Here is a 21,313-nt window from a genome sequence, read left to right as displayed (position 1 = left end):
TTCATCACCAGTGGGCATTACTTGCCGGACTTCATGCTTTTTCGCAGCCGCAAAGCTTCAGTATACACGCTGTGCCAGTCTTTGTCTTCAATAACCTCAGGGCTGTAATTCGCCCGCTCGAACATCTTCAGCAGCGCAGCAAGACTGCCTGCAGCTTGCGGGCGTTCCACGCTCCACCGTGCCACGGATTCGCGCAGGGTTTCATGCTCTTTCTTCAGCATACCCTTCCTGCGCATATACCTTACCCAGCGCTCCGTTTCTGCGATAACTTTTTGCGCCGGACTCGGCTGACCGCCGAGACGCATACGGGTAATCAGGAAGCGCAGGCTCAGCCGGCGCTGCCAGATCAGGAATAGGGTCCAGAGCAGGAGTACAGCAGCTGCTCCAGCCACGGCCCAGGTGCCGGGATGGAATCCGGAGGACTTGTCCGTCTGGCCCGCTGCCGCCGGTTCAAGCTCCTCGGGCTCCTCAACCTCTACTTCAGGCTGATCCGGATTATCCTGCTCACTCTGCGTCAGCACCGGAACATCGAAGCCCGGCGTTGCCTCTACAGGAACCCAACCGTAATCGCCGAAATAGATCTCAGCCCAGGAGTGGGCGTCCGCATTGGTAATCGTGTAGTTGTTATTCACATAACCGGCAGCGCCCTGCTGAAGCATTACGCTATCCGGAATCTCGGCCTGCTCCCCGGGAGCATATCCCTTCACCCAGCGGGCCGGTATATCCAGTGACCTCGCCATGGTGACAAGCGCCGTGGAATAGTAATCGCAGTATCCCTCCTTAATCTCAAACAGGAAGCTCTCGACCATGTCCTTGCTTCTGGCCCGTGAGGTATCCGGCTGATTCGTATAAGGGAAGGAAGCTTGCAGATATTGCTGCAGCAGAATCGTCTTCTCGTAAGGCGTCTGCGCTCTCGCCGTAATCTCCTTGGCCAGCGCGCTCACCCGCTCAGGATAGTTATCCGGGAGCTGAAGATACTGCGGGTCGATATTCTTGTTGCTGTAGAGCTGCTCGAAGGTCTGCATGCTCAGTTCCTTAAGGGGAACCACCGGCACCTCCGAGGTTACCACATAGGTCTGCGGGTAAGCCCTTGTTTTGCCTCCGGGATTCCACAGCAGTTCACTGTCTTCACTACGCCAGGACAAGCCGCTGCTCTGTTCCTGCCCGTCCACCGAGTCTACCCCCGAGATCGAATAGCCGCCGAACAAAACCGGATAGCTGTTCCCTCCGAGCAGCTTGACAGTCTGCTTGAGCGTACGGGTCTCCGTCTTGGAGGCGGCAGCACGTTCCAGCGGCTCGCCCACCTGCACCTCGTTATGCGTTCCCCGGCCGGAGGTATCATCGTCTGTCCAGCCTTTGCCCGAATACACGCTGCGGATCTCGCCGCGCATATAGGTGCGCAGATCGGAGGTCACTTGCATGACCGGCGAATAATCGAAGTTGAAGCCCCCGCCCAGATTGTCATCATTCAGGCTGTAGCCCGAGGTCGTCCCGTTCGCCGCTGACCCGCCGCTTGCAGCGTCCCCGCTCCCGGAGGAGGGTCTGGACGAGACGGAGTTCCCGTTCCACTTTTGCCAGGCGGTATAAGGGTCGGTCAAGGTGGGACGCACGCCCGGCATATTCACCCCGGCAAGGATAACCAGTGAGAAAATAATCGCTATATTCAAGGCAACCTTCATCGGATACCTCAGCATATAGGTCCAGCCGCGCGGATAATGCAGCTGGAAATTCCTCAGATGCCGGGTGACCAGCCAGCCCATACCGGCAAAGACCGTCCAGGCTACCTCCTGCCACATGACCGCTGTCGTGAATGAATCCAGCGCGGCGAAGGCCGTGATATTCGCCGCGATGAACATCAGAATCCGCGCCTTGCCGTTCACCCACCAAGCGGACATAAGCAGCAGCGCCCAAGCCCCCAGCGCAAACCAGATGTAAGGAATCATCGATACCGCTATCCCGGGCAGCCGGTCAAGAAATGCCGGCAGCAGAGGATCGGGAATGTAAATCCCGTAGCTGATAATCACGTTGTATACAATAAATACCACTGCCGCGCCTTCCAGCAGCATGCGGTACACTCTTTTGAACGGAAAAATGATTTCAATAGCTGTAACAGCCAGCAGGGTTAGCGCCACAGAAACGGTGGTCTCCTGCAGCCAGAAGGGCACCGTATAGGACACCCACTGCATAGCGATAATGCTCAGCCATAGCAGCGTCAGCCCGTGATGCCATGAGGAACGTATCGCCTGGAACCAGTGCTTCATCGGACAGAATCACCTCCAAGTACCGCAGGAAGCTCCTGAAGTGTACTGATGCTATGTCCGGTAACGCCATGCGAGTGCAGAATATTCTGCCACTCTCCGGCCCGGTATTTCCCGGAAGGATGCAGAACATGAATATGGGAAGGGGTCATCCCCCGGTTCTCCGCCCAGCGCAGCGTATCCAGTACCGCTCTGCCGCTCTGCGGACTGATCAGTACGAAATACGATCCCTTGGGGAACAACCGCTGGACACTCTCCAGCCTGTCAATCAGCGGCCCCTTGCCTTCCGCGTTGATGTCTATTAAATATTGAATCATCTTTTGCCGCTCGGCATTGCCTTCCGCCGGACTGAACACCTTATTATGCTTATCCAGACAGCACAGGCCGATGCCTATCCGCTCCCGGATGCCGAAGCCGAGGAGAGAAGCCGTGACCGAGACTGCCAGCTCGAATTGTGCGGAGTTGTAATAGCCGCTGGAGGTTCCGTCCAGCACCAGAATGGTTCTAGGAACGGATTCATGCTCGAATTCCTTCGACTTCCACTCGCCGGTCTTCGCCGTTGCATTCCAGTGAATGCGCGTCAGCCGGTCCCCGTAGACATAATCACGGACACCGTTGATCTGCGTGGTCTCGCGCCTGGACTGAAGCAGCGATACCTGCGGCCCCGACAGCCGCGCCTTGCGCTCATACAGCTGCCAGCGCGGCACTACGACGGCCCGGGGCATCACCCGGAATTGGCCTTCTGCCTTGAAGGTCCCCTTATGCTCCATCAGACCGAAGATATCCTCGCTGAGAATATCCGTATTCTCAAAAGAATAACGGCCCCGCTCCAGCAGCGGCGTCTGGAACAGCAGCTCGCCCCGTCCGCCCATGTTCGGAATCAGGCTCTCCTCGAACACCCAGGACTCTCCGTTATGGCGCTTCAAAATTTCTCTTACAACCACGTAGGGCAAAGGCAGAAATCCCGGAATGGTCACTTCCAGCTTCACCTTTAAAAAACCCCCGGCATAGAGCAGATCCGGCTTATCCTGTTCGGAATAGAAGCTGCGTGCGCCTCTGGCCCGCCGGACCCCTTCAAGACCGCCAATGAACAGATACAGAAAAAGAACAGAGACCATGATGAACAGCATGAACGAGGTTTTGCCGCCCTGAAACAGCACGTAGAAGAGTGTAATGACCCAAATCGCCAGAACGCCCGTGAACTTCCTCAGCTGAACCGCAGCGGCAGCCCGCGTAAGTAAGGCCCTCATCTTATTGCCTCATGGTTACAGGCACGTTAATGCTCTGAAGCAGCTTCTGCAGCAGGGAGTCCATGCTGACGTTGTCCAGGCGTGATTCCGGCCGCAGCAGGATCCGGTGTCCCAGTGTATACGGGGTCAGGGTCTTCACATCATCAGGCAGCACATAATCCCGTCCCTGGAGAAAAGCGTAGGCCTTGCAGGCCATCATGAATGATAAGGATGCCCGGGGGCTTGCGCCGAGCAGCACCAGCGGATGCACCCGCGTCTGGCGGACCACATCCAGCAGGTAGTTCAGCACCGGCTCGCTGATGAACACATCGCGGATCTCCTCCTGAATGGCAGCAATCGTCTCCATGCTGGTTACGGGAGCCAGCCTGTCCACCGGTTGGCCCTGCTGATGGGTTAGCAGCAGGTTTTTCTCGGTATCGGCATCGGGGTAGCCCAGGCTGATCCGCAGCATGAAGCGGTCCAGCTGAGCTTCGGGAAGGGTATAGGTTCCCTCGAAATCTATCGGATTCTGGGTCGCACAGAGCATGAACGGATGTGGAAGGGGATAGGTCTCTCCATCGACCGTAACATTGCGTTCTTCCATTACCTCAAGCAGTGCGGACTGGGTCTTGGTGGTCGCCCGGTTGATCTCATCGGCCAGCAGGATATTGGTCATCACCGGACCCGGACGGAAGTGGAACATCTCATCACGCGGATGATAGACGGATACGCCGGTAATATCACTCGGAAGAATATCCGGGTTACACTGGATGCGCCGGTATTCGCCGGACATCGACCGGGAGAGCGCGCGGATAAGCTGGGTTTTGCCAGTCCCCGGAACATCCTCAATCAGGACATGTCCGCCTGCTAACAGTGCAGTCAGCAGCAGTTCTATTTCAAAGCTTTTACCAAGAATACAGGATTCCAGATTAGTGCGGACAGCGTTCATAATTTGCGTGGATTCTTGACGTACGGGCATGTATATTAAACCCTCCTATATCAGAATAAGCAGTAATATATACATTTTACATGATAGGAGTACCGAAAGTACATGTTAGGCCAAGTGAATTTATAGAGTCGCATGCTATATTCGTCCAAAAGAAACCCGCATCAGGCGGCGTAACCCACCTCCATATAAAAAGGGACCGCCTTAGGCGATCCCGGAATCAACTTATCTATATACACTCCATCTATCGTCAGTTACCCCTTTGGCCGGACCACCAGCGCAGCCAGGAAAGAGAAGACAATCGCCGAGGAAATCCCGGCGCTGGTCACATCGAAGATCCCGGTGACGACACCGACCCAGCCATCGCGCTCCAGCTCAGTCAGCGCGCCGTGCACCAGGGAATTCCCGAAGCTGGTAATGGGCACGCTCGCCCCTGCTCCCGCGAATTTTACCAGCGGATCGTAGATTCCAAAAGCGTCGGCAACCGCGCCCAACACAACCAGCGTGCTCATGGTATGGGCCGGAGTCAGCGCAAACACATCGAACATCAGCTGGCCGATTACACATATTGCTCCCCCGACCAGAAAAGCCCATAAATAAATCATGCTCCCTCACCTCCACTCTCTAGGGCTACCGCATGGGCTACACACGGAATACTCTCCCCTTGCTGATAAGACAACGGTGACAGAAGCGCTCCGGTCGCTACGATCAGTACCCGCTTCAATTCCCCTTTCTTCAGCCGGCCCATAATATGACCATAGGTTACTGTGGCTGAGCAGCCGCAGCCGCTTCCCCCGGCAATAACATACTTTTGCTTGTCCAGGTCATAGATCATCAGGCCACAGTCATTAAAGACCGTCTCCTCCATGGGGATGCCTTCCTTGGCCAGCAGATCCTTGGCAATCGGCAAGCCGACAGAAGCCAAATCGCCCGTAACAATCAGATCATAGTGACCAGGCGACAGCCCCGTATCGCGGAAATGTGCCGTGATGGTATCGGCGGCTGCCGGGGCCATGGCCGTTCCCATATTGAACGGATCTTTCAGCCCCAGGTCCATGATGCGCCCAAGAGTTGCGTACACCACATGCGGGCCTTGAACCGTCCCATCGTTCACTCCTACCACTGCGCAGCCGGAGCCTGTAACGGTGTACTGGGCGGTGGGAGGCTTCTGCGAGCCATACTCTGTCGGGTAGCGGAACTGCTTCTCAACCGTACAGTTGTGACTGGATGTTCCGGCCAGCGCATACTTTCCACCGCCGGAATCTATAATCATTGAGGCGATCGCCAGGCTCTCCATCGAGGTAGAGCAGGCGCCGAACACTCCCAAGTAAGGCACGCCGAGCTTCCGCGCGGCGAAGGAGCTGCTGATGATCTGATTCATCAGATCCCCGCCGACGAAGAACTCCAGCTTCTCCTGCTCCAGATTCGCATTCATCAGGGCGAGCTTGGCGGCTTTTTCGAACAGGGCGCGTTCTGCCTTCTCCCATGTCTTCTCGCCCATCTCCAGCGAATCATAGACGAAGTCGAAGCTTGAGGCCAGCGGCCCTTCTCCCTCTTCAGGCCCCACCACAGCGGATGTCCCAAGGATCACCGGACGGTTCGTAAATTCCCAGGTCTGACTACCGAGCTGCTTCATCGTTTAATGCGCACCTCCCCAGCCCATAACGGCATACACTACACCCACGATAAAAGCGGCAACGACACCGAACACAATAACCGACCCGGCCAGCTTGAACATGTTCCCGCCCACGCCCAGCACCAGCCCTTCAGCCCTGTGCTCCAGTGCGGCAGAGCACATGCTGTTGGCGAATCCTGTGACAGGCACCGCTGTACCTGCACCGCACCACTGGGCGAGCTTGTCATATACCCCGAAGCTGGTCAGTATGACGGAGAGTAGAATCAGAATGGCCACGGTCGGACTTGCCGCCTCTCTTGAGGTCATATCGAATATCGCCATGAATGCTTCCTGGATGCCTTGTCCCAGCACACAGATGAGTCCCCCGGAGAGGAAGGCGCGTATACAATTTTTGAATACAGGACGAGAAGGCACGTAAGGCTTGGCCAATTCCTGATAAGCCTTCGGGGTCAGACCGTCAAGGTTCAGCTTGACGCCTGACTTTTTTGTTTTTGCCGGCAATGCAGACACCCCCTGAACTGTTGGATACGAAAGGGAACGGGCAGCGGGTAAGCTGTAGTCCCGTTCCTTCGTGCTATGCGGAATTAAGTTTTCCTTATTGTTCACTTCAGGCGGCCCCGTTATGTCCCTCCTGCTCAGGAAAAATAAAACAGCACAACAATCAGCAGCAGAAACAGCACCAGAATCAGCACTGCCTCATTCTCCCGCCCGTACCGGCGGCGGTACCGCCTGGGCAAGCCCTGCCTGCGGACCGGCACTTTCCGGAAACCGCTCCGGCTGCCTGCCTGGGCTACGCTACCCGAGAGCCACATTCTCCTCGCTTCCTTTCTCCGGCCCCTGCCTGCAGAGCCCTTACCGTATAGTATTCGCACAATGAGCCTCTGTGTTCATTTGCCCTTCCAGCATGGACAAGCGGCGCAACAATGTTCATACTAGATGACATAAAGGAGCGATATATGTATGAATACAGACACACTTGAATTATTTAAGACATTGACTGAATTCCCCTCAGCCTCCGGCTTCGAGCGCGAACTGCGCGCTTATGTCAAAGAGGCAATGACGCCTTATACGGACGAATTTGTACAGGACCGACTGGGCAGCCTGTTCGGCGTGATGCGCGGTGAAGCTAACGGTCCAAAGATTATGGTGGCCGGCCATTTCGATGAGGTAGGCTTCATGGTTACTGGCATTACAGACAACGGGATGATCCGCTTCACACCGCTGGGCGGATGGCTGGCTTCGGCAGTGGCCTCACAGCGCCTGCAGATTATTACGCCGAAGGGTACGCTGAACGGCGTGGTCGGCAGTACACCTATCCATCTGCTGAGCGCGGATGAACGCGGCAAGGCCGGGGAGATCAGCAAGATGTACATCGATATCGGCGCAGACAGCCGGGAAGAGGCGCAGAGCTTCGGTGTAGCTCCGGGACAGCAGGTCGTGCCGGTCTGCCCGTTCACACCACTCGCCAATCCGAAGAAGATTATGGCCAAGGCCTGGGACAACCGCTACGGTGTCGGCCTGGCTATTGAATTAATGAAGGAACTGCACGGACAAGCCTTGCCGAATACGCTTTACTGCGGGGCTACCGTTCAGGAAGAGGTGGGACTGCGCGGTGCCCGGACGGCTGCCAATCTGCTGCAGCCGGATATTTTCTTCGGGCTGGACGCCAGCGCCGCTGCCGATATGACCGGCGACCGCCAGGCCTTCGGCCATCTGGGCCAAGGCGCGCTGCTGCGTATTTTTGACCCGACGATGATTACCCACCGGGGACTGATTGAATATGTGCAGGATACAGCTGACACCCATAAGATCAAATACCAGTATTTCGTCTCCCAGGGGGGAACGGATGCGGGCCAGGTGCATCTCAGCGGAATCGGTATTCCTTCAGCGGTGATCGGGATCTGCTCCCGTTACATCCACACGGCAACCTCGATCATCCACAGTGATGATTATGCGGCAGCCAAAGAGCTGCTGATTAAGCTGGTACAAGGACTGGACCGCACGACACTGCAGACGATTCTGGAGAACAGCTAGAGAATCTCCCGATAAATTGGGGCTTTAGCTCCGAAGCCTATTCAGGTACTTTGCGGGGACCCCAAAATATATAAAGTCTTTTCTTTCAAGCGAAAAACGGTATTGCCACTCTTTTAAGAGTCACAGACTAACGCAAACAGCCGCAGGGATAAGCTTATAGGCTTTCCCTGCGGCTGTATTTTTATGTTGTTAGCTCATATGTTCTTAGCTCAGCTTCGCGTATTGCTCCATCGCCGACTGATGAATAGGGTGATCCGCAGCAAGACCCGTGTACTTCGTCAGCGCTGCTTCTGCTCCAAGCTCCGCGATTGCGGCTTGCAGCTCCACCGCTTCCGGGTCATCCCCCTCCTTGAACAGCAGCGCACCGGCCATGGAACGTGTCAACGCGGTGTAGCTCAGCCCTCTGTCATACGCCTGCGTTGCAGGGGATACCAGACGGTCATTTGGCGACAGCTTGCGCAGCGGCGAACGGCCTACACGGGACACCTCATCGGTCAGCGCCGGATTGCGGAAGCGCTCCAGGATTTTATCGATATACTTACTGTGCTCCGCTTCATCGAAGCCATGCTTCTGGACCAGCACTGCGCCGGTCTCCTCAAGTACCTCACGAACCTTCGCCGTTAACGCCTCATCCGCCATAGCCTGCTGTATGGTCTCGTAGCCCTGCAGATAGCCCAGGTACGCCGCAGAGCAGTGCCCCGTGTTCACAGTGAAGAGCTTGCGTTCAATATACGGCTCCAGATTCTCTACATAATGCACACCTTCAACCGGCGTATAGCCCGGGATCATCTGCGAGGCGTCCACCACCCATTCATAGAACGGCTCAACGACCACCTTCAGAATATCCTCATGCTGCTGGAGCGGAACGATCCGGTCCACTGCCGCGTTAGGAAAAGCAACCGAAGATTCAGCCTTCGCACGGGCAGCTTCATCGAGCTTCGCGTACACCAGCTCCTTGAGCTGTGCACTGCCGCCAATCGCATTCTCGCAGGCGATCACATGCAGCGGCGCGGAGGAGACAGCTACTCTTCTGCTGATGCCATCAGCCAGTACACCCGCGATATGCTTCAGAATCGACACGCCGACCGCCGTAGTAACCAGATCCGCTTCAGCAATAGTCGCCGCCACTTCATCCGCATGCGTGACACTGCTAAGAGCCGTTACATTCTTCACGATGACCGTTTCCTGACCGTCGCTGGCCAGCGTGACCGGATACTCGCCGCGTTCCTTGAGCTGGGTAACAAAGGCCTCATTCACATCCACAAAAGTAACTTCATAGCCCGCCTGCGACAGCAGTAGCCCGATGAAGCCCCTGCCGATATTGCCCGCGCCGAAATGGACCGCCTTCATTACTCCAGTCCCCCTTCGAAGATTGCAATAACATCAGCAGCCGTAGGGGCGTTCATGACGCGGTCAATGGCATCATCCTCGGTGAAAATCATCGCCACGTTCGTCAGAACCTCCATATGCCCGTCACCTGCGGCTGCAATGCCGATGACTACAAACGCCGGCTCATCGCCGCCGAAATCCACCCCGTCCGGAAAGCGGATGATAGACAACCCAGTTGACTTAATAAAAGGCCGCGCTTCTTTGGTACCATGCGGAATAGCCAATCCGCCGCCCATATAAGTGGACACCACTTCCTCGCGCTCCAGCATCTTGGGAACATATTCCTCCGTTACATGCCCTGCATCGACCAGCAGCTTGCCCGCCATCTTGATGGCTTCGTATTTATCGTTTGCCGCACCGTGCATAATCACTTTATTTTCTGACAGTATACTCATATGGTTTTTCCCACTTTCAACTTTTATTTTGGAAAAAATGAAGCAGCTCCGAGGACAAATACCCCCGGATCTCAGACTCTGAACGTTCTTCTAGCAATTGAACCAGCTCGGAATTCAGCAGCAGTGCGCTGATCTCGCTGAGCACCTCCAGGCTCTCCTTGGAGAGTCTGCGCGGAGCCAGCATGAGCAAAATGACTCTGACCTCTGTATCCCCCTCCAGAATTACGGGCTGATCAAGCCGGTACAGGGTCAGCGATGACAGGTGAATATGGCTGCTTCTGGTATGGAACAACGCCAATGCGGTATCGGGGATCACTTGGCTGGTCATCCGCTCCCGTTCGAGCAGACGCTCCAGCACAATACCGGCATCCCCGACCACGCCGTTTCCATTCAGTGTCTCCAGCATCTCCACTATCGTCGCTGACAGATCCATCCCCTTATTATCAATCGGATGGAAGCGGAACCGCTCCAGCAAGCTGACGATCTCATCCAGAATACCCTTGTAGCTCCTGAGCCGTTCAAGCGAGGCTTCCTCCCGCGCCGCATGTTCCGGTTCACCGGACATCCCCTTCCCTCGTTCCCGCAGCGTAGTATTCTGGATGTAATTCAGCAGCTTCTCAATCTCCTCCGCTGTGAGCAGGGGGCTGATCTTGATGTAACGCTCCTTATCAATCGGCAGATCAATGGTAGATATAATCAGATCGTAACTTTCATCCGGCAGGCGTGCCGCTTCATACCAGGAGATGTTGCCGAGAATCTCAATCTGCGGCATTTCCTTGGTCAGCCGGGTGGCTAGCAGCCGGGAGGAGCTAAGGCCGCTGGCACAGACCAGAATGGCTCTTACGTTGCGCCTTAGCTGGTTCAGCCGCTCTGCGGAAGCTCCGAAATGCATGACCAGAAATCCGATCTCTTCATCCGGAATCTCCAGTTCCAGCTGCATATCCTCCACGGCTGCGCGGATGATGTTGAACAGATATTCGTAATCCCTGCGGATCGGGCCGAGCAGCGGGTTGCGGATGCGTGTGCCTTCCCGGATCCGCTTCAGCGCCGGATCAATATGCTCCAGCAGCCCCTCGCGCAGAGTACGGTCACTCTGGAAGGGCAGCCCTGTCCGCTTGACCACACTCTCCGTCAGCTTATAGACAATCTCCATTAATTCAATATCGCCATAGGCGTAGCCCGACGAGGAGAAGGAATCCTGGACCCGGTCGAACAGCCCGGCGATATACATAATCTCTACCCGCGGGATTTTCAGCTTAAGCACCTCAGCGAGCTGCCCCACAAATCGCTCGGCTCCGGCAATGTTCCGGTGATCGGACACCCTGGAATAGCCCGCTTCCGCCCCGCTGTCGATGCTTCGGCTAAGCTCAATCCGCCGGGTAGTGACAGCAAGGGCCAGGAGCATCTCCATATAGACAATTTCGGGCAGCTCCGCCGTCCATTTCCATTCCATATCCCACAGTGTATTCTCTACTTCCATAAGGTTGGATTGTCCAACTGTAGTTAATAGAACACGAAAAGCCGGATTGCTCTCAGCCACAGAACCATGGCCGACCAGATCAGACAAATCCAGATGCTCTGCGGCTAACCGGCCAATCGCCCGGCGCTTGTCGATCTCGCTGCCGGTGATTTCTACGCCGTAGCCTCGTCTACGAACCAGCTCCAGGCCGAACTTACGAACCCATTGCTCCAGTTCATCCAGATCGTAGCTAACAGAAGCAACTGTAACCTTGAGGGAATGCGCAAGTGTGAACAGCTTCACCGGCTCCTCTGCCTCCAGCAGCACGCAGAGCTCGAATACCTTTCGGTCTTCGCCGGAATAATCCGCCGGCTTCTCTTCCCGCAGGAATAGGCGCAGCTCCGCAAGACCGGCCTCCGGGCCGCTCAACTGGATACCTTTGCCTGATTTTTTGATCAGATCAAGACCAAAGTCCTCAAGCGCGGACTCTATATCCTCCATCTCCCGGTGTACGGTTCTTACGCTTACCCCGGTAGCCTCGGCAATTTTTACAGCGGTAATCTCTCCGCTTGCTTCAAGCAGAAGCCACAGGATCTGGCGCTGTCTGGCGGTAATTTTCGTCATTTCCGCTAACCCTCCGCCTTGCATCAAATACAAACGGATATGCCGTCCTATAAGGGACGGCATCCGTTTCAGCGAGAACTATATACTTAGATTTTACACTTGTGCCGCTTACTTCAAACGTTCTACGAGCTCATCATATTTCGGACTCTTCAGGAAGTTATCGATCGAGATATGCTCTGCCTTCGGATTGCTGGCAATCGCCCGGTCGGTAAGCGTCTTCTGGGTAACTACGATATCCGCGTCAGCAGGAATTTCACTAACAGCAGAGTTCGTCACCGTAATGTTGACCCCTGCGTTCTGCAGTTTCTTTCTCAGCACCGAGGCCCCCATGGCACTGGAACCCATCCCTGCATCACAAGCGAAGACGATTTTGTTCACATTGGCTTTGCTGCGGACATTGGAAGCTACAGCTGTAGTTGCGGCGGTCTGTGCTGCTGTACCGGCCGACTTCATGTCTCTCATTCTGGCTTCTGCCGCTTCCAGATCCATCTCCTCTTCATCATTACTCTTGGAAGATCTCAGAAGCACAGCTGCAATCAGGAACGATACGATGGTAGCCACGACAACCCCGGCAATCATCGGAAGATATCCGCCCTTAGGCGTCATTGCGAAATAGGCAAAGATACTGCCTGGTGAAGGAGAAGCTACCAGACCGGCGCCCAGCATCTGGAAGGTGAATGTACCGGACATTCCGCCACCGATGACCGCCAGAATCAGACGAGGGTTCATCAGGATGTAAGGGAAGTAGATCTCATGAATCCCGCCCAGGAAGTGAATGATAATAGCGCCCGGTGCAGAGGATTTGGCAGAACCTTTGCCCGCCAGCCAGTATGCAAGCAGGATACCCAGACCAGGACCCGGATTCGATTCAAGCATGAACAGGATGGATTTGCCGATTCTCTGGGACTCTTCAAGCGCAATCGGTCCCAGTACCCCGTGGTTAATCGCATTGTTCAGGAACAATACCTTGGCCGGCTCAATGATGATGTTGATGAGCGGCAGCAGATTGTGGTTAACCAGGAACTCCACGCCATTCGAGAGGATATTGGTCAATCCTTGAACCAGCGGTCCAACGCCCTTTAAGGCTCCAAGCGTCAAAGCGCCGCCGATGATACCCAGCGAGAAGTTGTTGACCAGCATTTCGAACCCGGCTCTGATTTTGCCGTCCACAGCTCTGTCGAACTGCTTCAGCACCCAGGCAGCCAGCGGACCGACAATCATCGCACCCAGGAACATTGGAATCGTCGAGCCGACGATAACCCCCATGGTCACCAGCGCGCCGATGACAGCACCGCGTTTGCCGTGAACCATCTGTCCGCCGGTGTACCCGATCAAGAGAGGAAGCAGGTAGTTAATGATTGGGCCTACTAGAGCTGCAAGGCTCTCATTGGGATACCAGCCCGTTGGAATGAATAATGCTGTAATCAATCCCCATGCGATAAAAGCGCCGATATTCGGCATAACCATACCGCTGAGCATACGTCCGAATTGTTGAACCTTCACCCTTGCACCGCCGGATGAAGCTTGTTTCGTTGCCGTTGTGGCCATTTAAGATGCCCCCTTATTGTAATGATCGGGAACCTTCCGCACCGCATACTGAAAGGTGTTTTCCCTTTGAACACATCGTAAATCAAAGCGCTTTCTTTGTCACCAAATTGAAAACACGGTTTCGGCATGAACATTGTTGACAACATTTAAGAGTTCCTGCCAAGGGGCTTAAGTCCGGTATCCGCCCTGCTCCCATCGGCCTACAAGCTTCCTCATAGGATGCACAATTTCACGTATAATATCATTTAAGGCTTAGGTAGTGTAAAGAACAGAATCAACCTGCGGATGGATAATGTAAGAACTTAGGGCTGTAGCTCATACGGCTATGTTTCCCAGACAACAAAAAAGCCGCCCCCTCAGCGGAGACAGCTATGCCATGCAACAGCGGTTAAGCTATGATTAAATCATGTCCAGCGGAACCTTCCACGACGGCTGGGGAAAAGCATCGTCGAGCTGCCACAGCTCGTCGTCTGTGAGCACAAGCCTAGCGGCAGCCGCATTCTCATTCACATGCTCATGGGTGGCAGCCTTGGGAATAGCGATGACCTCCCCGTCCCGGATGGTCCAGGCCAGCAGAACCTGCAGCGGAGTGACCTCATGATTCCGGGCAATCTGCTGCACAGCTTCATTCTCAGTCAGCCCTTTTCTCAGCGTGCCTGCCTGGGCCAGCGGAGAATAGGCCATGACAGGAATCTTATGTCCTCTCAGCCAGGGCAGCAGATCATGCTCGATCCCTCTTGAGCCCAGATGGTAGAGCACTTGATTGACTGCGCAGTGATTGCCGCCGGGAATACTCAGCAGCTCCTGCATATCTGCCGTATCCAGATTGGATACGCCCCAGCGGGCGATTTTGCCGGAAGCAACCAGTGCCTCCATCCCCTCCACGGTCTCTTCCAGAGGAATGTTGCCGCGCCAATGCAGCAGGTACAGGTCCAGATGGTCTGTGCCGAGCCGCTTCAGGCTGGCTTCGCAGCTGTTAATAAGCTTAGTCCCGCCCGCATTATGCGGATAGACCTTGGAGACCAGAAATACGCTGTCGCGGATTCCCCGCAGCGCTTCACCAACCAGCTCCTCGGAGCGGCCGTCCCCGTACATCTCAGCCGTATCAATCAGATTCATACCCAGTTCCACGCCATGGCGAAGCGCAGCAATCTCTTCTGCCCGCTTCGCCGGCTGGTCACCAATCCGCCACGTCCCTTGCCCCAGTCTGGGCAGCACGACTCCGTCCTTCAGACGGATACTTTCAGATACAGGTCTGCTCATATGTGATAAGTCTCCTTATAAGAATAATGTTCTTACTTACTATACTTACCATATCCAGGGCAACGAAACATCCGTTAAGTGTCCAACTCAGTAACGTTTCAGCGGAATTCTCAGCCGATCAGCTTCAGGCCTGCTACGGCTCCCAGAATCACTACAATACAGGCAATCCGCTTCACATCCCTCGCTTCACCGTAGAACAACATGCCCATAATCGCTGCCCCTGACGCTCCAATCCCTGTCCAGATCGCATATGCAATCCCCATCGGCAGACTCTCCATCGCCAGAGACAGCAGCAGGAAGCTTGCCCCGAAGCCTAGAACCAGCAGGCAGACAGACTGCCAGTTGCGGTCCTTGTGCAGCTTGCCAATCATGGCGACCCCGAACATTTCACATATACCAGCGGCAATCAGCATCACCCATGCCATATCAGTTCAGCTCCTTTGTCTGTTCAGATTCAGCCTGAGCCGGGGTAACCAGCTTCAGTCCGACGACCCCGGCCAGCAGCAGGCCAATCAACAACAGCTTCAACGGCCGCAGCGGTTCACCGAATAGAACTCCTCCCGCCAGAACGGTACCCGCGGTTCCAAGTCCGACAAATACAGCATAGACCGTCCCGACCGGCAGCCTGCCGCTGGCCCAGATGAGGGCGTAGAAGCTGATCACGATAGCCGCTACAGTAACCGCCCATTCCCATGGAGCGGAGGCGTGCTTCAGCCCGATGACCCATACCACTTCAAAGCAAGCAGCGCCTGCAATCATGATCCAGCTCTTAGTGCTCTTTTTCATTTCTCCTGCCTCCTGTTTCATAAAATAAGCCCGGAAGGTTATCGTCATTACCTGACGATACCTCCCGGGCTTTTGTCCCTCCGTGTATACACGGATTAGCTTCATCCGTGTGTTCTCCCTCGGACCAGGCCAGCGGTGTGTACCTGCTGCGGAACCCTAGAGAACTATTAACTGCTTATGAACTTACAACGTATGTTAGCAAATTACGTTGCCAAAAGCAACTCTGTATCTCTTACTCCTGTCCGGCCAGCCTGTTCAGCTCCTGCAGATCCGCTTCCAGATCCGCCTCGGTATACTTGCCCTGACCGAAGCCGATCATGGCGCGCAGCGGCATGTATTTCATCATGGCCAGCAGCATCTCCGGATTGTCGCCAAGCACATCCTCCAGCCCGAACACGCTGCTGAAGCTCTTCGCCTTCTCCTCCGTCAGCGGATTGGCAAGCAGGTCACCGACGGTGGTGTTGCGGTGGAACCGGGTGGTCAGCTTCACGGTGGATTCCACCTCAAGCTCCGTGCTCAGTCGGATATCGCGTGAGGAAGATCCAACAGAGATCTTGAACCTCCCGCTCTCCACATGCCAGTCGCCTAACTGCACATTATAATAAGCGAAGGAACGCTTATCCAAGGTGATGGTTAAGCTGCGTTCTTCCCCAGGCTGCAGCTCAATCTTGCCGAAGCCCTTCAGCTCCTGCAGCGGACGGATCACACGGCTCTCCACATCACTGACATAGAGCTGCACGACTTCTTTGCCCGCTCTGCTGCCGGTATTCTTGACAGTGACCGATACCTGAACGGTATCTGTGTCCTGAATGCGGGTCTGATCCAGCAGCAGGCGGCTGTACTCGAATTCCGTGTAGCTGAGGCCGTAGCCGAAGGGGAACAGCGGCTCGATTTCTTTTTTGTCATAATAACGGTAGCCTACGAACAAGCCTTCCTTGTACTCCACCGTATCGCCTTCACCGGGGAAGTTCAGGAATGACGGATTGTCGCTCAGCTTCATAGGGAAGGTCTCCGCCAGCTTACCACTCGGGCTCACTTCGCCGAACAACAGATCCGCAACCGCACCGCCAAAAGCCTGACCGCCCAGGTAGCCTTCAAGCACCGCCTTCGCCCTATGCAGCCAAGGCATCTCGACCGGCGCGCCGTTGCTCAGCACTACAATAATTTCGCTCTGAACCTCGGCCACCGCTTCAATCAGCGCCTTATGGCTCGCAGGAAGCAGCAGATGGCTACGGTCATAGCCCTCCGATTCGTAGCGGTCAGGCAGACCAAGGAACAGCACAGCTGCATCCGCCTTAGCTGCTGTATCACAGGCTTCGCGCAGCAGATCATCATTGATGTCATCGCTCTCCAGCTCATAGCCCTGTGCGTACAGGAAGCTGGCCGCATCCCCGGCAACGGCCTGCAATTCAACGAAGGCATCATCCATCCGGGATGGATTCACATGCGAGCTGCCCCCGCCCTGATAGCGCGGCTGCTTGGCGAATTCACCGATCACGGCGATCCGGCCGCTCTTCACGAGGGGCAGAATCCCGCCTTCATTCTTCAGCAGTACCATACTCTCCCGGGCCACTTCGCGTGCAAGCTGATGATGCTTATCTGCATCGAAGACAGCGTGCGGGTTGCGGTTTTCGACACTTTTGAAGGTAAAGGCCAGCATCCGCTCTACAGCGAGATCCAGCGTCTCCATAGCCAAATCACCGCTCTTCACAGCCGCTACAATCTTGGCGTCTCCGATTCCAGCACTTGACGGCATTTCCAGCTCAAGCCCTGCTGCCAGTGCCTTTACCCGCTCATTAACAGCTCCCCAGTCGGACACGACGAAGCCTTCGAAGCCCCATTCCTCACGCAGCACCTTGGTCAGCAGCTCATAGCTCTCGGAAGCATACTCTCCGTTCACCTGATTATACGAGCACATCACACTCCACGGCTGGCTCTGCTTCACGGTGCCTTCGAAGCTGGCTAGATAAATCTCGCGGAGCGTCCGCTCATCAATAACTGCATCCACTGACATGCGGCGGTGTTCCTGGTTATTGGCAGCATAATGCTTCAGCGACGTCCCCACTCCCTGGCTCTGCACACCCTTCACATGATTTGCAGCCATCTCTGAGGCCAGGAACGGGTCCTCCGAGAAATATTCAAAGTTCCGCCCATTCAGCGGAGAACGCTTGATATTATTGCCTGGTCCGAGCAGAACGGCGACATTCTCCACCTGGCATTCCGTTCCCAGCGCCTCGCCCACCCGGAAGATCAGATCACGGTCCCACGAGGAGGCCAGTCCGGCTGCTGACGGAAAACAGGTTGCCGGTACACTGTTATTCAATCCAAGATGGTCTGCGTCACCCTGCTGCTTGCGGAGACCGTGGGGACCGTCTGTTACCATCACTGAGGGGATACCCAGACGTTCAATGCCTTTGGTGTTCCAGAAATCCAGCCCGGAGCAGAGTCCGGCCTTCTCTTCTAGTGTCATTTGCGAAATGAGCTTTTGAAGCTCTGTTACGTCCTTTGCCATTATATAGCCTCCTATGAATACGGTTTCTTGACTTCATTCTATACGACTGTCCCGGCCAATTATGGTACTCTAATTCGATTTTTGGTATTCTAAGTAGACAAAAGAGGGGGTGGCCTATGGCGAAGGAAATCGGGAATGACGAAGGTATACAATACATCTGCAAACTGATCTACGAAGCTTACCGGGTCCCGGTCTTGTGGCTGGATGAAGCGGCTGCGCCCCGTCTAGCCCTGGGACCGGCTGCACTAAACCGCCCCTCCGTTCAGGGAACAGGCGGCCTGCCGGTTGAGGTGATGGAGCTAGTGCGTGCGGACCCCAGCGCGGAGGCGGCCGCACCCGCGTTACCGCGTCTGTACGCAACTGGCTTCCTGGAGAACTTCATTATTCTCCAGCTTCCCGGCGCTGACGGTGCCATCGTCACCGGCCCGGCGCTGAACGCACCTGTTACCGGTGATAATGCAGCCAGCCTGCTGCGCGACCACAACATCCCGCCCGGGCAGCAGGCAAGCTGGCTAGAGTATTACGGCAACCTGCCTATAATTAGCCGGAAGCGCTGGTATCATGCGGCGCTGCTGCTCTACACGCTTGTCACCGGGCAGGCATTGTCCGTAACGGAGCTGCTGCTGGCGGCGGGTCCGCTGGCGGAACCGCTGCATCCGGCGGACGACAGCCCGGATCTGGACTTGTCCTACCGCCGCGAGCATACATGGCTGCACCATGACCCGATGCAGGAACGCGAAATGTTCCGCTATATTACCAATGGGGACAAGGCGGGGCTGCTGCGGACCCATGCTTCTTTTGCCGAGGAGAGCTTCGGAAGGTTGTCCCGCAAAAGCCAGCTGCGCAGCAAAAAAAATCTGGCTGTCTCCTCCATCACGCTGGCCACCCGCGCGGCGATTGAAGGCGGACTGTTCTGGGAGGCTGCCTATACCCTGAGTGACTTCCATATCCAGTATATTGAGGAGCTCCGTGATATTCCGGCGGTGGATCGTGCTATGCTAGCCGCACTCTGTGACTTTGCCGATCAGGTGGAGGGCAGCCGCAGCGCAAGACATTCCCGCATCTCCGACCGGTGCCGGAATTATATTTACAATCATCTGTATGAGGAGCTTCCACTCGGCAGGCTGGCTGAATACGCCGGAATGAGTGCCAGTTACCTGTCCCAGCTGTTCAAAAAAGAAACTGGAACCGCCATCAGCGACTACATCCAGCAGCAGCGGGTCGAAGAAGCCAAGCGTCTGATCCAGCTGCCCGGGATCACGCTGTCGGATATCGCTACCCGTCTGCATTTTAACGACCAGAGCTATTTTACCAAGGTATTCAAGAAGTATACCGGCCTCACCCCGGGACAATTCAAGCAGCATTTCAAGTAGTTTCCAGAATTATGGTATGATTCAGCTATGAGGGCAATCCTACATTTAGTTAAAGGAGAGGTTCTGCATGATGGGAAGCTTAATATTCGCAGGAGCAGTTATCTTCGTTGCGGTGAAGTTGATTAATCGCAGTAATCGTAATGCGCGGTACAAAAATTACGGCAATAGAACCCGCTCTCACTCTGGAGATCATTATTTTATCACAGGTACCGGAGCCGATGCGGGCAGCTACAACGAAAACAGCCCACACAAAATCCATCCGGGCACGGACGGGCACAGCGGCCCCAGCCATCATCATGGTCATCACCACGGGAATCATACCCATGATCATCATCACGGCAGCCACGGAGGCTGGGATAGCGGAGGTCACAGCAGCCATGGAGGAGGCGATTTCGGAGGCGGTGGCGATTCTGGTGGCGGTGATTCTGGTGGCGGTGGCGGAGACTGACGGATAGAATTATGGAGCCTCTCAGACTGCCGGGAAGCGGCAGCTTGGGAGGCTCTTGTGCTGATTATGATTACGGTGAACGCTTGCTGCGTCTGAATGGGCTACTCTTTAACGCTCATCCCGCCGGTACATCCCGGGTTAGGCTGTTACTGGGACGGGCTGATGAACTCCTGCTGTTCGGCACGGACTCTCCGGGCCGGGGAGAGTACAGACTGAAGGCTAAGGGCCAGCAGAAACGCCATGAAGAACAGCATAGTGGAGATGCCGAAGATCAATCTGGCGCCAGTGTACACATACAACCATCCGAAGAATAAATAAGACAGCATATTGGTCGCCAGCGGACCGCCTTCAAACACGGAACCGACGCGTCCGAGCAGGTTCTCAGGAACATAGGTCATTAACAGAGTCGACAGCGTAATGCTCAGCAGGGATATGCCAATCCCGATAATGACACGGCTGAGCAGCATGGACCAAGAGCCGAAGGAGAGCGTGAGCAGCAACAACCCCAGAGTCATGACCGCTGCTCCCCAAATGTTGATTCGCACATAATTTTTGAATTTTGCCCCAAGCAGGTTCAGACCGAGCGCCCCCGCGAACATACCGATGCCCCCGGCGGTGCTTGCCCAGGCTAAGTAATTCTGGTCTAAATGCAGCTCTTTCACTACGAAATATATATTTAACAGATTAATCGCTCCTGTGCACGCCCCCATTACCGCCAACATGATAAATAAGCGTTTGGTGAGCGCAGAAGCGAAGATATACCGGAAGCCTTCCAGGACATCCACCCAAAAGGAGGTTGCCGGACCGGAATCGGAGGGTGCTGCCAGGGGGGCCGGGCTCACCTTAAGACTCAGAATGAACAGGCTGCCTGCGATGAAACAAAAGCCGTCCACAATTAAAGAAGTTGACGCCCCCCACCATTGGTAGACAAAGGCTCCGATTGCAGGCCCGGCAAGACTGATCAGCGTATCTACCGTCTTTACAGAGGAACTGGCGGTACCGTAATCCTCGTTGTCCACGGCTGTGACCGTTAATTTACTGATGGCAGGCTGAAAAAATTGCTGAACCGTACACGTGAAGGCCAGCATGACCAGCAAAAGCGGAACCTGCTCCATCCAGATCAATCCGGCCAGTACAAAAGACATCGCAGCCCGGATCACCAGCGTCGCCTGCAGCACCTTCTTTGGTTTCCTGCGGTCAACCCATGTTCCGGCAAGAGGAGCCATGATAAAGACCGGGAGCATCTGGGCAAACAAAAGAGCCGTCCGGTAAAAGACAGCTTGATCCGCTTCCGCAAATACCCAGAACAGGATGGCCCAGTTCCTGATCTCATCTCCTACAGAGGATAAGGTCTGCGTGCACCATAATCGGCGGAACACTCCGTTCTTCAGCATACTCCACAAGGAAAGGCCC

19 protein-coding genes and 1 riboswitch are annotated in these 21,313 nt (G+C 55.3%); of the genes, 3 read left to right on the top strand and 16 right to left on the bottom strand.

All coding sequences use genetic code 11. The features are described 5' to 3' along the window. Window positions 1–17: 17 nt before the first annotated feature. The 7 genes from NST26_RS07725 to NST26_RS07695 all read right to left on the bottom strand — a co-directional run bounded on the left by NST26_RS07725 (window position 18) and on the right by NST26_RS07695 (window position 6,881). Window positions 18–2,261: a DUF4129 domain-containing transglutaminase family protein gene (locus tag NST26_RS07725; protein ID WP_340955047.1), complete on the bottom strand. Its 2,244-nt coding sequence runs from the start codon at window positions 2,259–2,261 to the stop codon at window positions 18–20. Next, on the bottom strand, window positions 2,258–3,508 hold the full coding sequence (locus NST26_RS07720) for a DUF58 domain-containing protein (protein WP_340955049.1): 1,251 nt from the start codon (window positions 3,506–3,508) through the stop codon (window positions 2,258–2,260). Before NST26_RS07720 ends, NST26_RS07725 begins: the two co-directional genes overlap by 4 nt. A 1-nt stretch (window position 3,509) precedes the next feature. Next, on the bottom strand, window positions 3,510–4,466 hold the full coding sequence (locus NST26_RS07715; RefSeq protein ID WP_076079719.1) for an AAA family ATPase: 957 nt from the start codon (window positions 4,464–4,466) through the stop codon (window positions 3,510–3,512). 221 nt (window positions 4,467–4,687) lie between these two features. Next, on the bottom strand, window positions 4,688–5,038 hold the full coding sequence (gene spoVAE, locus NST26_RS07710) for a stage V sporulation protein AE (RefSeq protein ID WP_340955050.1): 351 nt from the start codon (window positions 5,036–5,038) through the stop codon (window positions 4,688–4,690). Beyond that, complete coding sequence (gene spoVAD, locus NST26_RS07705) at window positions 5,035–6,069, bottom strand: stage V sporulation protein AD (RefSeq protein ID WP_340955052.1); 1,035 nt, start codon at window positions 6,067–6,069, stop codon at window positions 5,035–5,037. The genes spoVAE and spoVAD overlap by 4 nt, the downstream gene beginning before the upstream one ends. A gap of 3 nt (window positions 6,070–6,072) precedes the next feature. Further along, the gene (gene spoVAC / locus NST26_RS07700; protein ID WP_076079722.1) at window positions 6,073–6,570 is read right to left on the bottom strand and encodes a stage V sporulation protein AC; all 498 of its coding nucleotides are present in this window, start codon (window positions 6,568–6,570) and stop codon (window positions 6,073–6,075) included. A gap of 134 nt (window positions 6,571–6,704) precedes the next feature. After that, a complete protein-coding gene (locus NST26_RS07695; protein ID WP_209878112.1) occupies window positions 6,705–6,881 on the bottom strand; it encodes a hypothetical protein in 177 nt (58 codons plus the stop codon). Between the two features lie 148 nt (window positions 6,882–7,029). Here NST26_RS07695 and NST26_RS07690 point away from each other — a divergent pair, with 148 nt between their 5' ends. After that, a complete protein-coding gene (locus NST26_RS07690) occupies window positions 7,030–8,103 on the top strand; it encodes a M42 family metallopeptidase (RefSeq protein ID WP_209878110.1) in 1,074 nt (357 codons plus the stop codon). A gap of 204 nt (window positions 8,104–8,307) precedes the next feature. Here NST26_RS07690 and NST26_RS07685 read toward each other — a convergent pair whose 3' ends face one another. The 8 genes from NST26_RS07685 to NST26_RS07650 all read right to left on the bottom strand — a co-directional run bounded on the left by NST26_RS07685 (window position 8,308) and on the right by NST26_RS07650 (window position 18,079). Then, window positions 8,308–9,453: a mannitol-1-phosphate 5-dehydrogenase gene (locus tag NST26_RS07685; protein ID WP_036725725.1), complete on the bottom strand. Its 1,146-nt coding sequence runs from the start codon at window positions 9,451–9,453 to the stop codon at window positions 8,308–8,310. After that, window positions 9,453–9,887 (bottom strand): PTS sugar transporter subunit IIA, encoded by a 435-nt coding sequence (locus tag NST26_RS07680; protein WP_076079725.1) that lies wholly within the window; start codon window positions 9,885–9,887, stop codon window positions 9,453–9,455. The genes NST26_RS07685 and NST26_RS07680 overlap by 1 nt, the downstream gene beginning before the upstream one ends. A gap of 16 nt (window positions 9,888–9,903) precedes the next feature. Next, window positions 9,904–11,970: a BglG family transcription antiterminator gene (locus NST26_RS07675; RefSeq protein ID WP_340955056.1), complete on the bottom strand. Its 2,067-nt coding sequence runs from the start codon at window positions 11,968–11,970 to the stop codon at window positions 9,904–9,906. Window positions 11,971–12,078: 108 nt separating this feature from the next. After that, window positions 12,079–13,518: a PTS mannitol transporter subunit IICB gene (locus NST26_RS07670; RefSeq protein WP_340955058.1), complete on the bottom strand. Its 1,440-nt coding sequence runs from the start codon at window positions 13,516–13,518 to the stop codon at window positions 12,079–12,081. A 399-nt stretch (window positions 13,519–13,917) separates the two neighbouring features. Further along, complete coding sequence (locus NST26_RS07665) at window positions 13,918–14,781, bottom strand: aldo/keto reductase (RefSeq protein WP_340955060.1); 864 nt, start codon at window positions 14,779–14,781, stop codon at window positions 13,918–13,920. A gap of 110 nt (window positions 14,782–14,891) precedes the next feature. After that, entirely contained in the window at window positions 14,892–15,206 is a 315-nt protein-coding gene (locus tag NST26_RS07660) for a DMT family transporter (RefSeq protein ID WP_339254722.1), read from the bottom strand. A gap of 1 nt (window position 15,207) precedes the next feature. After that, the gene (locus tag NST26_RS07655) at window positions 15,208–15,567 is read right to left on the bottom strand and encodes a DMT family transporter (RefSeq protein WP_076079730.1); all 360 of its coding nucleotides are present in this window, start codon (window positions 15,565–15,567) and stop codon (window positions 15,208–15,210) included. A gap of 59 nt (window positions 15,568–15,626) precedes the next feature. After that, a riboswitch (guanidine-I (ykkC/yxkD leader) is annotated at window positions 15,627–15,738 on the bottom strand. A 61-nt stretch (window positions 15,739–15,799) separates the two neighbouring features. Beyond that, window positions 15,800–18,079, bottom strand: a complete 2,280-nt coding sequence (locus NST26_RS07650) for a glycoside hydrolase family 3 C-terminal domain-containing protein (RefSeq protein WP_340955062.1) — start codon at window positions 18,077–18,079, stop codon at window positions 15,800–15,802. Window positions 18,080–18,195: 116 nt separating this feature from the next. Here NST26_RS07650 and NST26_RS07645 point away from each other — a divergent pair, with 116 nt between their 5' ends. Beyond that, window positions 18,196–19,452, top strand: coding sequence for a helix-turn-helix domain-containing protein (locus tag NST26_RS07645; protein WP_340955064.1), 1,257 nt, complete (start codon window positions 18,196–18,198; stop codon window positions 19,450–19,452). Between the two features lie 140 nt (window positions 19,453–19,592). Continuing rightward, window positions 19,593–19,907, top strand: a complete 315-nt coding sequence (locus tag NST26_RS07640; protein WP_340955065.1) for a hypothetical protein — start codon at window positions 19,593–19,595, stop codon at window positions 19,905–19,907. 139 nt (window positions 19,908–20,046) lie between these two features. On the opposite strand, the gene NST26_RS07635 is transcribed toward NST26_RS07640, so the two are convergent. Then, window positions 20,047–21,294, bottom strand: a complete 1,248-nt coding sequence (locus NST26_RS07635) for an MFS transporter (RefSeq protein WP_340958129.1) — start codon at window positions 21,292–21,294, stop codon at window positions 20,047–20,049. Between the last annotated feature and the right edge of the window lie 19 nt (window positions 21,295–21,313).

Source organism: Paenibacillus sp. FSL R7-0128 (assembly GCF_038002245.1).
GTDB classification, from domain to species: Bacteria; Bacillota; Bacilli; order Paenibacillales; family Paenibacillaceae; genus Paenibacillus_AQ; species Paenibacillus_AQ silagei.
This window is presented reverse-complemented; position numbering and strand designations above follow the sequence as displayed.

Excerpts from the sequence above, each read along its gene's own strand:
- NST26_RS07725 (WP_340955047.1), bottom strand. The coding sequence starts at position 2,261 with ATGAAGCACTGGTTCCAGGCGATACGTTCCTCATGGCATCACGGGCTG.
- NST26_RS07720 (WP_340955049.1), bottom strand. The coding sequence starts at position 3,508 with ATGAGGGCCTTACTTACGCGGGCTGCCGCTGCGGTTCAGCTGAGGAAG.
- NST26_RS07715 (WP_076079719.1), bottom strand. The coding sequence starts at position 4,466 with ATGCCCGTACGTCAAGAATCCACGCAAATTATGAACGCTGTCCGCACT.
- spoVAE (WP_340955050.1), bottom strand. The coding sequence starts at position 5,038 with ATGATTTATTTATGGGCTTTTCTGGTCGGGGGAGCAATATGTGTAATC.
- spoVAD (WP_340955052.1), bottom strand. The coding sequence starts at position 6,069 with ATGAAGCAGCTCGGTAGTCAGACCTGGGAATTTACGAACCGTCCGGTG.
- NST26_RS07695 (WP_209878112.1), bottom strand. The coding sequence starts at position 6,881 with ATGTGGCTCTCGGGTAGCGTAGCCCAGGCAGGCAGCCGGAGCGGTTTC.
- NST26_RS07690 (WP_209878110.1), top strand. The coding sequence starts at position 7,030 with ATGAATACAGACACACTTGAATTATTTAAGACATTGACTGAATTCCCC.
- NST26_RS07685 (WP_036725725.1), bottom strand. The coding sequence starts at position 9,453 with ATGAAGGCGGTCCATTTCGGCGCGGGCAATATCGGCAGGGGCTTCATC.
- NST26_RS07680 (WP_076079725.1), bottom strand. The coding sequence starts at position 9,887 with ATGAGTATACTGTCAGAAAATAAAGTGATTATGCACGGTGCGGCAAAC.
- NST26_RS07675 (WP_340955056.1), bottom strand. The coding sequence starts at position 11,970 with ATGACGAAAATTACCGCCAGACAGCGCCAGATCCTGTGGCTTCTGCTT.
- NST26_RS07670 (WP_340955058.1), bottom strand. The coding sequence starts at position 13,518 with ATGGCCACAACGGCAACGAAACAAGCTTCATCCGGCGGTGCAAGGGTG.
- NST26_RS07665 (WP_340955060.1), bottom strand. The coding sequence starts at position 14,781 with ATGAGCAGACCTGTATCTGAAAGTATCCGTCTGAAGGACGGAGTCGTG.
- NST26_RS07660 (WP_339254722.1), bottom strand. The coding sequence starts at position 15,206 with ATGGCATGGGTGATGCTGATTGCCGCTGGTATATGTGAAATGTTCGGG.
- NST26_RS07655 (WP_076079730.1), bottom strand. The coding sequence starts at position 15,567 with ATGAAAAAGAGCACTAAGAGCTGGATCATGATTGCAGGCGCTGCTTGC.
- NST26_RS07650 (WP_340955062.1), bottom strand. The coding sequence starts at position 18,079 with ATGGCAAAGGACGTAACAGAGCTTCAAAAGCTCATTTCGCAAATGACA.
- NST26_RS07645 (WP_340955064.1), top strand. The coding sequence starts at position 18,196 with ATGGCGAAGGAAATCGGGAATGACGAAGGTATACAATACATCTGCAAA.
- NST26_RS07640 (WP_340955065.1), top strand. The coding sequence starts at position 19,593 with ATGCGCGGTACAAAAATTACGGCAATAGAACCCGCTCTCACTCTGGAG.
- NST26_RS07635 (WP_340958129.1), bottom strand. The coding sequence starts at position 21,294 with ATGCTGAAGAACGGAGTGTTCCGCCGATTATGGTGCACGCAGACCTTA.